Here is a 14,551-nt window from a genome sequence, read left to right as displayed (position 1 = left end):
TCTATCGCAGTGTGCGGGAGGGGTTAGGTGAGGGGGTTGGTGATGGCCAGCTCGATGCCGAGCTCTTGGGCGACTTTGAGGACCGCGCCAATTGACGGGCCGGGTAGCCCACGCTCAATATCGCGGATTGTTTTATCGCTGAGCCCGACCATCCACGCCAACTCCATTTGGGTGATTTTTTCGTACTTGCGGACGGCGCGAACCTGGGCACCAAATTCCTGCGCGAACCTAGTTGCGTCGAATGCCATAGGGGCTTCCTCCTCACCGCTGCAGAACCTCAGGTTATACGAACTATTCTTCGCAATACGCCTATATTAGCACCCCAAGAGGCTCTCTGAAGCTATTTTCCGAAGAATAGTTCGGCTACACACCCTTCCGCGGAACCTCCGAACACAGCCAAGGAACACAGCAAAAGGGGGCGTGCCCGCCGCCTCCAGCACGCACGAAAACTCGCACGAACCAGACGCAGGGAACACGCCCCCTCCAAAACCTGATGCACCTAACGGTGCGGCAGCTTAGTGACCCTCAGCTGCGAAACGGTCGATAGCCTCCTGGACCATCTTCTCAGCAGCAGCCAGGTCATCCCAGCCCTCGCCCTTAACCCACTTGCCGGGCTCCAAGTCCTTGTAACGCTCGAAGAAGTGCTGAATCTCAGCCTTCAGCTGCTCGGAGACATCAGCCAGGGACTTGATGTGGTCGTAACGCTTGTCGGTGGGAACGCACAGAACCTTAGCGTCGCCGCCAGCCTCGTCGGTCATGTTGAACACTGCAACCGGGCGAGCCTCAACCAGCACGCCGGGAACCACGTCAACGTCCAGGATCAGCATGGCGTCCAGCGGGTCGCCATCCTCACCCAGGGTGTTCTCGAAGTAGCCGTAAGCGGTGGGGTACTGCATGGAGGTGAACAGCACACGGTCCAGGCGCAGGCGGCCGGTCTCGTGGTCCACTTCGTACTTCACGCGGGAGCCGCGGGGAATTTCAATAGTGACGTCGAGTTCCATCGGAACCTTCTTTCTCGTGAGTTAGAGTCACTTTCGCGGCGACTTCGGCGCACGGGTGCGAAAGCTAGGTGTTGAACTCACCCATTGTAACCCGTTCGCACGTGCCGAAACCGCGTATTACGGGGGCAAAACAAGGCGGTGTAGGCAACGCCCCAATTCGATACCCGCCACACCCTGCCGCTATGCTCAAAGGATGCCCTCCATCAATCCTCACGCACAGACCCCCGGCCTCCCTCACGCCGGCCGAACCCTCACCCGCCGCGCCGCCCTCACTCTCGGCGGCATGTTCCTGCTGACCGCCTGCGGATCGGCTGCCGTGGAGCAGAAGCGCCCCCAAGGCTCTGTAAGCCCCTCGGGAAGCGCATCCAGCAGCCCCACCGGCACCGCCGAGGCGACCGCCTCCGCAAGCGCTACCCCGAGCCTCGCACCCGCGCTGAACGCAGAGGAGGCCGAGCGCCTACGTGCCAGCCTCGACAAGCTATTTTCCGACGGCACCTACCCGCAGTACAGCATCCTCGTGACCGGCCTGGACGGCAACCTGCCCAGCATCAAGGCGGCCACTGCGCCCGCCGACCTGTACGCCGCCAACGCCGATACCGCGCGCGTGCCCGCCTCCACCTTCAAGATCCTGACCTTCTTCACCCTGAGCCGCCACGCCAACCTGCAGGCCCGCCTGACCACCCGCGCGGTGCGCCAGGGCGATGCGCTGTACCTCGTGGCCGGAGGCGACTCCCTGCTGGGTGCGGGGGCCTCCGACCCGAATCAGGTCGTGGGCCGGGCCGGCCTGGCCACCCTTGCCGAGCAGACGGTCAAGGCCATTGCCGCGGGAGAGAAGCCGGCCGGCGCCATGCCCATCTATCTGGACACCGCGCTGTTCACCGGCCCGAGCGTCAACCCCGGTTGGGAGGAGGGCGACGTGTCCAGCGGGCAGATTACCGCTATTCATCCGATGGCCCTCGAATCGCACACTGTGCCGGGCAAGTCGACCGCAAGCGGCCCCGTGCGCCCGGAGGATGCCGCCGTGGCCGCCCAGCAGGCGTTCATGGATGCGCTCAACACCGCCGGCAAGGATTCGGGCCTGAGCTTTACCCTGGCCGAGCGCGCGACCGCCCCCACCGGGGCGACCGAGGTGGGGGCGGTGGAGTCGGCCACTCTGTTCGAGCAAGCGCGGCACATGATGCTCGAATCCGATAACGCCCTGGCCGAGGTGCTGGGACGCTACGCCGCCATCGCCGCGGGCATGGAGGGCAGCGCCGAGGCCGCCCAGCAGACGGTGCGCCAGACGCTCGTGGATGCCGGCGTGACCGTAGACAACCTGGTGCAGGCCGACGTGTGCGGCCTGTCTCTAACGGACCGCGTGACCGCCCGGACTCTGGTGCAGACCGTGGCTCTGCTGAATGCTGATGAACGCGCCGAACAGCTCATGCTGGCCTTCCCGGTCGCGGGCGTGAGCGGCACCCTGTCCGATCGTTTTGCGGCGGCAAATTCGGTGCACGCGCGCGGCTTTGTACGCGCCAAGACGGGCACCCTCTACACGGTGTCCTCGCTGTGCGGCGTGGCGACCCGGCCCGACGGCACCCGCCTGATTTTCGCGATTATTCTGAATGACCTGGGTGGGGCGGAGGCCCTGCCCGCGGCGAAGGAGCGCGCGGATGCTGCAGCAGCCGCGGTTGCGAACCGTTCGAACGCGCCGAGTGCTTCTGCGAGTGCTTCGGAGGCGCCCGCGGCGGCAGTTTCTACCGCGGCTGCGGCAGGTGCAGCCTCCTAGCGTGTGTGCTCGGATAGCCCCGAAAGCTCTCTAAATCATCCTATATAGGTTGATTTTCTGTAGTGTTTCACGTGAAACCTGAAAATCAACCTCTATGGGCGAGGGGCGACTCGGGATGCTCATAAGCCTCTCAATCGGGGTTCGTACCCATTCCCCGGCAGGGTTTCACGCCCGCCCTATTTCTCTCTCCTCCAGCAGAAAAGTCACCATGGACCTTACCTTCACCCTCGCCGATCTGACCGCTACCTCCGCCTGCGAGCTGGGGCTCTACACCGGGCTCCGGGAGCGTGCACAGAACCAGTCTGCACGCCCCACCCCCGAGAAGTCCGAGCGCGCCCGCGAAGCGTACCGCGAGTGCCTGCGAGCGCTGACCGCCGGTGGAACGGTCGGCAGTGGAGTGGTCAGCGGTGAGCACGCGGGCGGCACAGCGCGCCCGGTGCCCCTGGTGGCGACCTCCGCGGCGGGGCTGACCTACACGGTGGAGCTCGACCGCCTCGACTGCCCGGCTACGGACAGCACCGCCAAGAGCAATACCGCCCGGATCGTCTGCACCCCGCACCTGGGTGAGGCGACGCATCGGGCGCTGTTGCGCGGTGCCCTGGCGGCGCACCTGCTGACCGCTAGTGCAACCGAGAGCGCCGAGAATACGAGGCGCCTCGACCTTCACCTGGAGCACGGCGCGGATGAGTACAGCGCGGAGTCCGCGTCGGAGTCCGCCGAGCACCACTCCCCCGGTCCTCAACCTCACCGGGTTGATTCGGCGCGTATTCTGCCGCTGATTCGCCTGCAGGAGCAGCGCCTCCTGCTGCTCACCCAGGCGCTGAACGAGGGTGTAGAACCGGCGGAACTTGCCGAGCGCATCCCGTATTTTCTGACCTGCGGCGAGTGCCCGGCGTGCCTGAACGCGGCGGCATCTCTTGCCCTCGCGACCGATGCCCCGAAGCTCGTCACCGAAGACACTGCCGAAGACCCCGAAACTGAGGAACACCCGGTCATGTACAGGGTGCCCGCCGCGGTCGAGAACGACAGCGAACAGTACCGCCTGCAGTGCCTGCTGGATGCCCAGCTCGCCTCCCTGGAGGAGCACACAGCGGAGCACGGCTGGGGTGCCGGTAAGTTTGAGGCGGCGATGCTGCTGTCCATGACGAATTATCACCGCCGAGAGCGTGCCCCATTCTGGCGTGAGCACATTCGCCGCCTGGAGGACGGCCCGACGGCGTGGGTGGCGAGCCGCGATTACGCGTATCTTGACCGGGTGCAGATGCTTTCGGTGGAGCAAGCACAGGCGCTTCTGAGCACCCCCGCCGAGGAGGAGGCGTTCGCTGCCGCCATGAAGGAGCCCGCCGAGGTTGAGGGCGCCCCCGGCTGGTATCGTGTGCGCGGCGCGCAGGTGCGCCTGTTGCGTGCGCGTATTGAGGCTGACCCGAGCCTGGTGATTGCGCCCTCTGACCGTGCGGTTTTTTGTGCGTATGAGGCGGGGCTGAGCCCGCAGATTGCGCTGGACCGCATGGAGTCGCAGCTGAATTATTTCCGTGCGTCGAATCCGGGTGAGCGTGTGCCCGCCGAGTTGGCGGCGACGGGTTTCTTTGGCATGCGTGTGCTGGCGGTGGCGCAGGGCGGTTTCGGTGCCGGATCCGAGAATTCCGCCAATTCCGAAGCAGCTGAAGAGTCGACCGGCGAGTTCTTGGAGGTGCTTCTGCAGGAGCGCATCCGTGTGAAGGATGAGCCGCACGGCGCACTGCCCTCGGGTATCGGTCCGGGTGACCCGGTGTCTACGGCGACGATTGAGGCGGCTCTGCAGGCTGATGTGCACGGGCTGCTTTTCGACGGCGCGCTCATGCCCAACGACCCCGCGCTTAATGACCCCGTGCCCGGCGAAGATTCCGAAGCTTCCAGCGAGTCCGCCGAGACCCCTGACCCGCCCCGTGCCCTGCCGAGCGTGCTCGATGCGGCGGCTTCGCTGACGGGGGTGAAGAGCGCCTCCGCGGATTTGCTGTTCCGCCGCGCGCCGCGCCTGAAGAAGGGCGCCTCGAACGCCAAAAATGCAGAAAATCTACCTTGTGAGGTTGATTTTTCCAGCTCTGACCTGCCCACGGTGGATGCCGTGCACGCGGCGGTTCGCGCTCTCGACCGCTCCTATGTGGCGGTTCAGGGCCCTCCGGGTGCGGGTAAGACCTTCCTCGCCTCGCATGTGATTGCGCGCCTGGTGGCTGAGGGCGCGAAGGTTGGCGTGGTGGCTCAGTCTCATGCGGTGATTGAGAACCTCATGGTGGCGTGCTGTGCCCGTGATGGTTTTGACGCCTCCCGTGCGGTGCGTCTGCGCGGTAAGTCGGTGACTCCGGACGCTCCATGGTCTGAGGTGTCTGATTCTGAGCTGGTGGAGCTGATTTCTGGTGCGGGCGGCCTGCTGTTTGGCGGCACGGTATGGGATTACGTGAGTGAGCGTCGCGTGCCTTCCGGGTCGCTGGATGTGCTGGTGGTTGATGAGGCGGGCCAGTTCTCTCTGACGAATACGGTGGCGGCGGCTCGTGCGGCGCGTTCGGTGCTGCTACTGGGGGACCCGCAGCAGTTGCCGCAGGTGTCGACGGGTGTGCACCCGTACCCAGTGGATGTTTCGGCGCTGGGCTGGTTGTCTGACGGTGCGGCGGCGCTGGACCCGCGCTTCGGCTATTTCTTGGGTGAGTCGTGGCGTATGGATTCGGCGCTGTGCGAGCGGGTTTCGTGGCTGTCGTATGATGGCGCGTTGGCGAGCGCGGCGGCTACGGCTGGTCGTGCTCTGCAGGGTGTTGCGCCGGGTGTGGTGTCGTATCCGGTGGAGCATTCGGGCTGTTCGGTGCGTTCTGTGCAGGAGGCGCAGGCGGTGGTGGATTGCGTGCGCGAGTTGTTGGGCCGCGAGTGGGTTTCGGCGGCCGGTGCTGAGCCGCGCCCGTTGGCGGCTGAGGATTGCATTGTGGTGGCGGCGTATAACGCGCAGGTTGATTGTGTGCGTGAGGCGCTGATTGCGGCTGGTTTGGCGGATTCTTCGGGTGCTGGCGTGCGTGTGGGTACGGTGGATAAGTTCCAGGGTCAGGAGGCTGCGGTGGTGTTGGTGTCATTGGCGTCGTCGCGGGTTGATTCTGGGCGCGGTGCCGGGTTTGTGCTGTCGCCGAATCGTTTGAACGTAGCGGTATCGCGCGGTCAGTGGCGGGCGGTGTTGGTGCATTCGCCGTGGGTGGCGCGTTCGGTGCCGCAGGATGTTGAGGAGGTGCTGGCTCTGTCGGGCTTTGCGGGCCTGGTGGAGTAGCGCCCCGCTGCGTAGTTCCCCGCTACGTTGCGGGGGGGTCTTTGGCGTGCCCGGAATCGGGTTCAGCCGAGTTCAGCCGGGTTTATTCAGGGTTCGGTTGGGCGGAAGCACCAAGACTGAATTATAGTCATCCTAACCCTAATGTCAATATTCAAAATGAGGAAACTTTTTCGACGTGAGTTCATGTATATGACCCGCATCTCTCATAGAATCTAAAGTATCGCGCGACACACTTTTTGTGCGGGGGGGGTGGCTCCCGATGAGCCGCCCCGTGCATCCTCAACCACCCCGTGATAACCGGCGGGCACAAGCGAAAACAGGCGAATACAGACGGACACAGCCGACCGCCGGGATATTCACCCGTACGATTGCGCGCTATGAATTGCGCATAACGAGCCGCACATAGCGGATTGCACACCGCGCGACACCATAAACCCCATCGTGGAGGTCCCCCATGAGTGTCAACACCGAGCTACTCAAGAATAGAGATTTTCGAAATACTCTCTTCGCCATTGGAGCCAACCAGCTCTCTGACTCGATGAGCTATATAACCACGCCCATCATTATTTTGGCGCTGACCGGCTCCCCCGAAGCTGCGAGTATCACCCTCTTCGTCGCGGGTGTTCTCGCCACCTGCGCCGGAGCGGTATCTGGAACGTGGGTCGATCGAATCGGCCCCTCAAAGTGTCTGGCACTGTCCTGCATTGGCCAGTCGCTGTCCTGGGTGGCGATTCTTCTCTACCTCGTTTTCAACGTCACCAATATTTACGTTTTGGTGATCACGATTTCTCTCGCCGCCATTATTTCCACCTTCGACTACCCGAGCGAGCAGTCCATCATCACCCGCGTAGTGCCCAAGGAACACCTGGGATACGCCTCCGGTATGGGTGAGACGCGCGAGTCCACCGCTAACCTGCTGGGCGGTCCGGTCGCAGGCATCATTATCGGCTTCTCGACCGTGCTCATGACCGCCGTTCACGCGGCCGTTAACCTGCTGGCGTTCATCGTCGCGCCCAAAACCTACGGCGCTAGTCGACAGCCCGCAGAAGAGGAAGAAGGCGAGAAAACCAGCTTCTGGCAGGACACAAAAGCCGGTTTCGAGTACATCCTGAAGAACAAGGTGCTGATGTCCATCGCGTTCGTCTCAACGCTTGCGAACTTTGGAACGGTCGGTATTCCGCTCACCTTCATCTACTACTACACCCTGGAGGGCGCGCACCCGCTCTTCATCGGCATCTTTGCGAGCGCCTTCGGTGTGGGCGTGCTGCTCGGCTCGTTCCTGGTCGGCCCGCTGACCGAGAAGTTTGCGCTCGGCCCGCTGGGTGTTACCTCCCTGGCCATCATGTCGGCGTGCTACCTGCTGCTGCCGGTGGTTCATTCGATGCTGTGGGCGGTGTGCCTGCTGATTGTGCTGGCGGGCGTTGTGCTCCCCTCCTTCAATTCGAGCATTATCGCGTACATTAACGCATCCACCCCGGAGCACATGATTGGTCGCGTGCATTCGGTGCAGGGTATCCCGAATATGGCACTGACCCCGCTGGCTGTTCTGCTGGCTGGTTTCCTCATTGTTGATTGGGGTATTACGTACACGGCGTTGTTCTACGCGGTGTTCATTTTCCTGTCGCTGGTGGTGATGGTGTTCCAGAAGCCGCTGCGTCAGCTGCCCCATATCTCGCAGGTGCCGAACGCGCAATAGCTCCGCGTTAGCCCCGTCCACCGGTCCATCTCAGCACCCCCGAAGGGGAATAATTCAACATGCACTTGCATAAAAATTATTTTCCTTTCGGGGGTGTTCTACGTCCCTTCGACAATTTTTGCGCACAGTGCACCGTATCATTAATTCCCCTTATCAATGCGTATTTTAGGGGTTTTAAGTGTTGCCGGTATTACGCCTAACCTTACGCTGGTTGTTGAAGGTTTTACGGCATAATAGGAGGGTGTTCGTTCTTACTTTCATCCAACGTTCCGCACAGCACTCACTCACTGCACTGTCGGACGAACTCGCCAAGCTCAACCCGCGTGTTGCCTTCGCACAGACCTACCCTGACGAAATTCAGGGCGCCTTTGACCGGGCCAGCGATGCACTGCACGCGGCGCTCATTGCCGCCCGTGATAACGGCTTCTGGGTCGGTATCGGAATTGGCGAGCTCAACATCCCCCGCTTCGCTGGGGCGCTCGGCGCCGTCAGCACCACCGACTGCACCGGTGACGCCCTCGAATTCTCGCGCCTAGCTGTTGAGGAGGCGCAGGGAGGCGCCCCCGTCCGCTGCATCAGCATCAGCGCAGACAACCACCACCTCGCCGAGCTGGCCGCCGGTTCCGCACGCCTGCTCTACCGCGTCTGCGCCGACCGCACCGACGCCGAATGGCGCGTCGTAAACCTGCTCGTACCCGGCGTGCGCGGCCAACAGAAGGCCGCCGCAACCGCCCTGGGCATCACCACCCAAGCGGTCAGCCGCACCCTCGTCCGCTCCCTCTGGCATGAGGAGCAGGCCGCCCGCGGCGCGCTCATCGAGCTGATGAACCGCATCGAGCGCACGCACCGCCGCACCGCCTAAACCTCGGGGTGCCGACCCGCCCGAACACACGGTGCCGGCGCCCCCGAGCATCCCGCGTATCCCGCCCCGCCGTGATGGTTCACGGCCGGGCGGGTTTTGTATTTTCGGGTTGTTTTCGGGCTATTCTTCGGGCCCGGCGGACCGCCCCCAACGGGTCAAACCAGAGAAAAGGTAAACTTATCTTTATGCCTCTTTCAGAACTTTCCGTCAGCACCCAGAACTACCTCAAGGAAATCTGGGGCCTCGAAGAATGGACCAAAACCCCTGCCACCGCATCCGCCCTGGCAGAGCGCATGGGCCTGCGCATTTCTTCGGTATCTGACGGCCTCAAGCGCCTCGCCGCCGCCGACCTGATCGAGCATCAACCCTACGGCGCTATTGAGCTCACTGAAACCGGCCGCTCCTACGCGCTGGCAATGATTCGCCGCCACCGCCTCATTGAGACGTTCCTCGTGGAGAGCCTCGGCTACACATGGGACCGTGTGCACGACGAGGCGGAAGTTCTGGAGCACGCAGTATCCGACTTCATGGTGGAGCGCATCGATACCCTGCTGGGGCACCCGACCCGCGACCCGCACGGCGACCCGATTCCGGACGCGTCGGGGCATATTAGTTTTCCGCAGACCGTGCCGCTGAGCCAGTGCAAACCCGGCGAAACAGTCGTACTCGAACGCATTAACGATGACGACCCGCACCTGCTGCGTTACCTGCGGGGCCACGGTTTTGTGCCCGGCGTGCGCCTGCACATTGAGGAAGGTGCGCCCTTCTCGGAGGCGGTGAACGTGAGCGTGGTCGGTGCCGGTTCCGGTAACCTGCACGAGACGGATGCGGCCGGTGCGGTAAAGCCCGGCGGCACCATTATTCCGTTGGGTGCGGAGGCGACCGCCTTCCTGTTCGTCTCTCGCACGGTGCGCTAGATACAGGGCGTTAGAGGCGCCCCTAACCTTCAGAAGATAGCAATAGGCGGAAAGCCCCACTGTGGGACTTTCCGCCTATTGCTGTATGTGGTGAGTGTATTCAGTGAGCTTTCATAGAGTGAGCTTTCTTAGGAAGCTGACGGCTCGGTTACCGGGGTTTCAGCTTCCTCCGCAGTCACGCTCAGTCGACGGGCGCGCATCCGACCCAGCACACCGTAACGCGGGGCAAACACATACGCCAGGGCGAACAGCAGACCCTGCGTGACGACCACGGCACCACCGGGGGATATATCCGCATGGTAGCTGACGTACAGGCCAGTCAGCGTACCCACCAGGGACACACCTACGCTCACCAGCAGCATAGGCACGAACCGGTCCGTAATGAGGCGCGCGGTAGAGCCGGGGATGACGAGCATCGCCACGACCAACACCACACCCACAATCTGCAGCGCCACCACGGAGGTCAGCGCCAGCATCACGAGCAACAGCGCGCCGAGAAGACGCGGACGCAACCCCACCGCCTGTGCGAAGCCCGGGTCGAAGGCGTACAGCACGAAGTCACGGCGCTTGACCAGTAGCACAGCGGCAACAATCACCGCGAGGATGGCAACCTGCCAGACATCCAACCAGGACACACCCAACACGTTACCGAAAAGAATATGGTTCAGATCGGTATTCGACGGCGTGACCGAAATCAGCACCAGACCGAACGCGAAGAGGGTCGTGAACACGATGCCAATCGCGGCGTCTTCGCGCACGCGACCGCTACGCCGCACCCCGCCGATAAGAGTTACCGCCACGAGGGCGGCAACCACCGCACCCACCGCGAAGGGCGCACCAAAAATATAGGCGAGCACCACACCGGGTAGCACCGCGTGCGAAATGGCATCCCCCATAAGTGACCAGCCGAGCAGCACGAGCCAGCAGGAGAGCAGAGCGCAGACGGCGGCGGCAATCACGGTGACCACGAATGCGCGGAGCATGAAGGGCAGGGTCAGCGGCTCCACCAGAAAATCTAGAATGTTCATTCTTATTCTTTCTCCTCCAGGGCAGCGCCCTCAGTCGTAGCAACAACCGGCGCGCCAGCATCTACCTCCATACCGAAGGCACGTACCAGGTTTTCGGGGGCAAGCACTTTTTCGGGAATATCGTGCATGAGGATACGCCGACGCAACAACAGTGCTTCATCAGCGAACTGGCGCAGGGTCGCCAGGTCGTGCGTCGAGACCAGCACAGTCGCGCCCTCATCACGCAGCTGTTTGATAACCTGAATGAGCATCGCCTCGCTGCGCTTATCCACACCGGCGAAAGGCTCATCCAGCAGTAGCAACTGGGCGCCCTGGGCGATAGCGCGTGCCACGAAGGCGCGCTTACGTTGACCGCCCGAGAGCGCCCCAATCTGACGGTCGGCAAGGTCGGTCAGTTCCACGCGGGCGAGTGCCTCATCCACAGCGGCACGGTCTGCGGCACGCAGGTGGCGGGTGATGCCGAGGTTGCGGTAGCGCCCCATGTTGACCACCTCACGTACGGAGATGGGGAAGGTCCAGTCGATTTCTTCGCTCTGCGGCACGTAGCTGACGAGTCCGGCGCGGTGGCGGTGTGCGTTCTTACTGCGGCTACCGGTGCGGTTGCCGCCGACAGGCTGCCCGTCGAGGGTGATGCTACCGGCGTGCATGGGCACGACCCCCATGATGGCTTTGAAGAGGGTTGATTTGCCGGAGCCGTTCATACCGATCAGGCCGCAGATACGTCCGGTGCCCAGGGTGAAGGAGGCGCCGGTGAGGGCACGGACGGGCCCGTAGTTCACGTGTACGTTATCGCAAGTGAGAAGTGACATTCGGTGGTTCTTTCGAGGTTTCTTCTTTCGAAGTTTCTTGGGGGTGCGGTGAAGCTGATGAGCCCGGCCGGTTACTTTTTCTGCTCGCCTTTCAGGCCCGCCACGATGGTGCGGGCGTCGTAGCGAATCATGTCTAGGTAGGTGGGCACGGGGCCGTTCGCTTCGGAGAGGGAGTCCACGTAGAGCACGCCGCCGAATCGTGCGCCGGTGGCGTCTGCTACCTGGCGCATCGGGTTGTCAGAGACGGTGGATTCGCAGAACACGGCGGGCACCTGGTTCTGGCGCACGTAGTCGATGACGGAGGAAATCTGCGAGGGGGTTGCCTGCTGTTCGGAGTTGACCGCCCAGATGTACTTTTCTTTCAGGCCCGCGTCGGCTGCCAGGTAGGAGAACGCGCCTTCGCAGGTGACGAGTGCGCGCTGGTTTTCGGGCAGGGTGGAGATTTCCTTGACGAGCTCGTCACGCACGCCCTGCAACTGCTTCTTGTAGGCTTCACCGCGGTTTTTGTAGTCGGCGGCGTGGGTGGGGTCGAGGGTGCTAAATTCGCGAATCATCACGTCCACGTACTTTTGCACGTTGCTGGGGCTCATCCAGGCGTGGGGGTTGGGCTTGCCCGCGTAGGCATCCTCGGTAATGGAGATGGGCGTGACTCCCTCGGAGACGGTCACGTGCTTAGCGTTGGAGTCCTTGACAAACTTGGTGAACCAGGATTCGAGGTTGAGGCCGTTGTCCAGTACCAGGTCGGCGGCGTGCGCTTTCTTCAGGTCGGAGGGGGTGGGCTCGTACTCGTGGATTTCGGCGCCGGGTTTGGTGAGGGATTCAACGTTCAGGTCGTCACCGGCGACGTTGCGGGCGATGTCGGCGAGCACGGTGAAGGTGGTGAGCACGGTCTTCTTGCCGTTGCTGCTCTTAGCGCCGTCGGCGGTGCTGGCGGTGCTACCGCAACCGGTGAGTACGAGTAGCAGGGTGAGTGCGAGGGCGGCGCAGAGCGCCTGGATGAGGCGGCGGGCGGTGCTACCGGCCAGGGTGAAAGTGTTCATGAGGCGTCCTTCGTTGGAAGTCACGGTTTGGGAGTGTAGGGCCTGCCATGCTTTGGCGGAATTTAACAATAGTTCGGCTAGACGAACTTTTCAACTAAGCCACACAGAAAACCCTGAAAATACAGTAAAAAGACACAGATACACCAAGGAGGCGAGAGCCTCACTCTCGCCTCCTCACACTCCTGCAACAGGTATATGACGACTATCTAGTCAGCAATCTCCACAACCACCGGCGTGTGGTCGCTCGCACCCTCGCCGGCGCGCTCCACCTTATCAATCCAGGCGTTCTGCACGCGCGCCGCAAGCGCCGGCGAGAACAGCTGAAAGTCAATGCGCATGCCCTCGTCCTTGGCGAAGCGGCCCGCCTGGTAGTCCCAGTAGGTGTACTCGCCAGGGGTGTACGGGCGCACCGCCTCCACCATGCCCTCCTCAAGCAGGGCGGCGAAGGCGCGACGCTCGGGCTCGGAGACGTGCGTCAGCTCGTTGCTGCGGAAGTAGTCGATATCCCACACGTCGGCGTCCTCGGGGGCGACATTCCAGTCGCCCACCAGGGCCAGCTGCGACTGCGGGTTGGCGGCCAGCTCATTGTGCACGTTCTGGCGTAGCGCCTCCATCCAGCGGAGCTTATAGTCCATATGCGGGTCGGTCAGGCCGCGACCATTGGGCACGTATAGGCTCCAGACGCGCACGCCGCCGCAGGTCGCGCCGATAGCGCGCGCCTCCAGCACCTCAGGCTCGCCGGGCTTGCCGAAGTGCGGCTGGTTATCGAAGCCGCGCTGCACATCCTCAAGGCCCACGCGGGAGGCGATCGCCACGCCATTCCACTGGTTCAGCCCAAAATGCGCTACCTCGTACCCCATGAATTCGAAGAGGTCGAAGGGAAAGGTCTCGTCCTTGGTTTTGGTCTCCTGCAGGGCGAGCACGTCGACCTCGTGTTCGTCGAGCCAGTCTTCAACGCGGTTTTCGCGGGCGCGGATTGAGTTGATGTTCCAGGTGGCAATCTTCATGCCTTCTAGCTTAGCGGGTGCAGCGCAGACGCTTTTCATTGCACGGAGGCGATTGCGCGGCGGCACGGGCGCTCGCAACCTACCAGAACAGCACACCGCCCACCTGCGCAACCCATTGGGTCGCACCGGCGGGCGGTGAACATATGCACTAGTCAGCGCTGATTTTAGCTCATGTCAGTCGCGGTTACCGTCAACCTCAGTGACCGGCGGGTGAGCCCACAACCTTCAAGCCCTTATCACCGTATGCCTTGAGCATGTAGAGTGCATCCGAGAAGTACAGCGGATCACCGGGCTTCACCTTATCCGTCACGCCGTCACCGTTGCGGTCAACCTCAGGGTATGTGCCCAGGGTGCGGGCGAGCCAGCGGCTCTCGGTAGCGAAGGGGCCCTTACGCGCATCACGCTCAACCAGCTTCGGGCGGCGGATGACCGCGGCTCCCTCCGGGCTACCCGCCGCACGGTAGAGGAACGCGGCGAGAGTGTAGCGGCTGGCACGGTCGCCGGGGTGGAAGAGACCGTCGTCCCAACCGGCGGTGATGCCCGCATCCGCGGCCCAGATGATGGCGGCATAGTTCGGGTCGCTGACAGGCACATCAGCGTAGGGGGAGACAGCCGGAAGGTCCTTCACCGCGGGCGAGCCAGCCATGCGGTAGAGTAGGCGCACCAGCTCAGCGCGGGTGATGGTCGCATCGTGGCGACGACGCGCAACGTATTCATCCTCATCGAGGTAGCCGCGGCAGACAGCCCACACGCCGGGCGTGGGGGTAGCATCGCCCACGAGGCGTTCAACGCAGGTAGTGTACTCGGTGTCGGCATTGTTTCGGGGCGGCTGAACGGCGGCCACCGCAGCCTGAGGGTAAGGCGCCACCGCAGATACACCCACCGGCAGGGCGCCCAGGGCGAGGGCGACGGTCAGGGTAAGCGCGCGGCGCAGGGGTCGTGCAGGTGCAAGGGAGCGTGAGAAAGCCGAAAGCATGATGCGGTCCTCTACAGTGTGGTTGGAAACCGGCCGGAAGGAACCGGTTGAGTCGGTGCGATACGGGAGGAGGTGCCAAACCGCCTGCACCACGCAGGTGGTTCCAGACAGGTAGCGGCTTAAACCTTTCCCTTTAATAAAGTTAAAGTAATTCTCTAAAATTT

General features: G+C 62.8%; 12 protein-coding genes. 5 read left to right on the top strand and 7 right to left on the bottom strand.

Going from position 1 to position 14,551, the window contains the following annotated elements:
• Positions 1 to 23: 23 nt before the first annotated feature.
• Positions 24 to 248 (bottom strand): helix-turn-helix domain-containing protein, encoded by a 225-nt coding sequence (locus JX292_RS00190; RefSeq protein WP_070691310.1) that lies wholly within the window; start codon positions 246 to 248, stop codon positions 24 to 26.
• A gap of 267 nt (positions 249 to 515) precedes the next feature.
• Positions 516 to 1,001 (bottom strand): inorganic diphosphatase, encoded by a 486-nt coding sequence (locus JX292_RS00185; RefSeq protein ID WP_204860203.1) that lies wholly within the window; start codon positions 999 to 1,001, stop codon positions 516 to 518.
• Positions 1,002 to 1,194: 193 nt separating this feature from the next.
• Here JX292_RS00185 and dacB point away from each other — a divergent pair, with 193 nt between their 5' ends.
• The 5 genes from dacB to JX292_RS00160 all read left to right on the top strand — a co-directional run bounded on the left by dacB (position 1,195) and on the right by JX292_RS00160 (position 9,527).
• A complete protein-coding gene (gene dacB, locus JX292_RS00180; RefSeq protein ID WP_204860201.1) occupies positions 1,195 to 2,769 on the top strand; it encodes a D-alanyl-D-alanine carboxypeptidase/D-alanyl-D-alanine endopeptidase in 1,575 nt (524 codons plus the stop codon).
• A 208-nt stretch (positions 2,770 to 2,977) separates the two neighbouring features.
• Positions 2,978 to 6,052, top strand: coding sequence for a DEAD/DEAH box helicase (locus JX292_RS00175; RefSeq protein ID WP_204860199.1), 3,075 nt, complete (start codon positions 2,978 to 2,980; stop codon positions 6,050 to 6,052).
• A 454-nt stretch (positions 6,053 to 6,506) separates the two neighbouring features.
• Positions 6,507 to 7,748: an MFS transporter gene (locus JX292_RS00170; RefSeq protein WP_204860197.1), complete on the top strand. Its 1,242-nt coding sequence runs from the start codon at positions 6,507 to 6,509 to the stop codon at positions 7,746 to 7,748.
• Positions 7,749 to 7,989: 241 nt separating this feature from the next.
• Positions 7,990 to 8,610 (top strand): recombinase RecJ, encoded by a 621-nt coding sequence (locus JX292_RS00165; protein ID WP_239653548.1) that lies wholly within the window; start codon positions 7,990 to 7,992, stop codon positions 8,608 to 8,610.
• A gap of 185 nt (positions 8,611 to 8,795) precedes the next feature.
• Positions 8,796 to 9,527, top strand: a complete 732-nt coding sequence (locus JX292_RS00160; protein WP_204860192.1) for a metal-dependent transcriptional regulator — start codon at positions 8,796 to 8,798, stop codon at positions 9,525 to 9,527.
• Positions 9,528 to 9,655: 128 nt separating this feature from the next.
• On the opposite strand, the gene JX292_RS00155 is transcribed toward JX292_RS00160, so the two are convergent.
• The 5 genes from JX292_RS00155 to JX292_RS00135 form a co-directional block, all read right to left on the bottom strand.
• Complete coding sequence (locus tag JX292_RS00155) at positions 9,656 to 10,555, bottom strand: metal ABC transporter permease (protein WP_204860189.1); 900 nt, start codon at positions 10,553 to 10,555, stop codon at positions 9,656 to 9,658.
• Positions 10,556 to 10,557: 2 nt separating this feature from the next.
• Positions 10,558 to 11,364, bottom strand: coding sequence for a metal ABC transporter ATP-binding protein (locus JX292_RS00150; protein ID WP_204860186.1), 807 nt, complete (start codon positions 11,362 to 11,364; stop codon positions 10,558 to 10,560).
• Positions 11,365 to 11,435: 71 nt separating this feature from the next.
• The gene (locus JX292_RS00145; protein WP_204860184.1) at positions 11,436 to 12,404 is read right to left on the bottom strand and encodes a metal ABC transporter substrate-binding protein; all 969 of its coding nucleotides are present in this window, start codon (positions 12,402 to 12,404) and stop codon (positions 11,436 to 11,438) included.
• Between the two features lie 206 nt (positions 12,405 to 12,610).
• On the bottom strand, positions 12,611 to 13,411 hold the full coding sequence (locus JX292_RS00140; protein WP_204860181.1) for an exodeoxyribonuclease III: 801 nt from the start codon (positions 13,409 to 13,411) through the stop codon (positions 12,611 to 12,613).
• Positions 13,412 to 13,607: 196 nt separating this feature from the next.
• Positions 13,608 to 14,387: an S-layer homology domain-containing protein gene (locus JX292_RS00135; protein WP_204860179.1), complete on the bottom strand. Its 780-nt coding sequence runs from the start codon at positions 14,385 to 14,387 to the stop codon at positions 13,608 to 13,610.
• Positions 14,388 to 14,551: the final 164 nt, after the last annotated feature.

This window comes from Rothia mucilaginosa (assembly GCF_901875305.1).
GTDB lineage: Bacteria > Actinomycetota > Actinomycetes > Actinomycetales > Micrococcaceae > Rothia.
The sequence above is the reverse complement of the archived record's forward strand: the minus strand, read 5'-3'. Positions and strand labels throughout refer to the sequence as shown.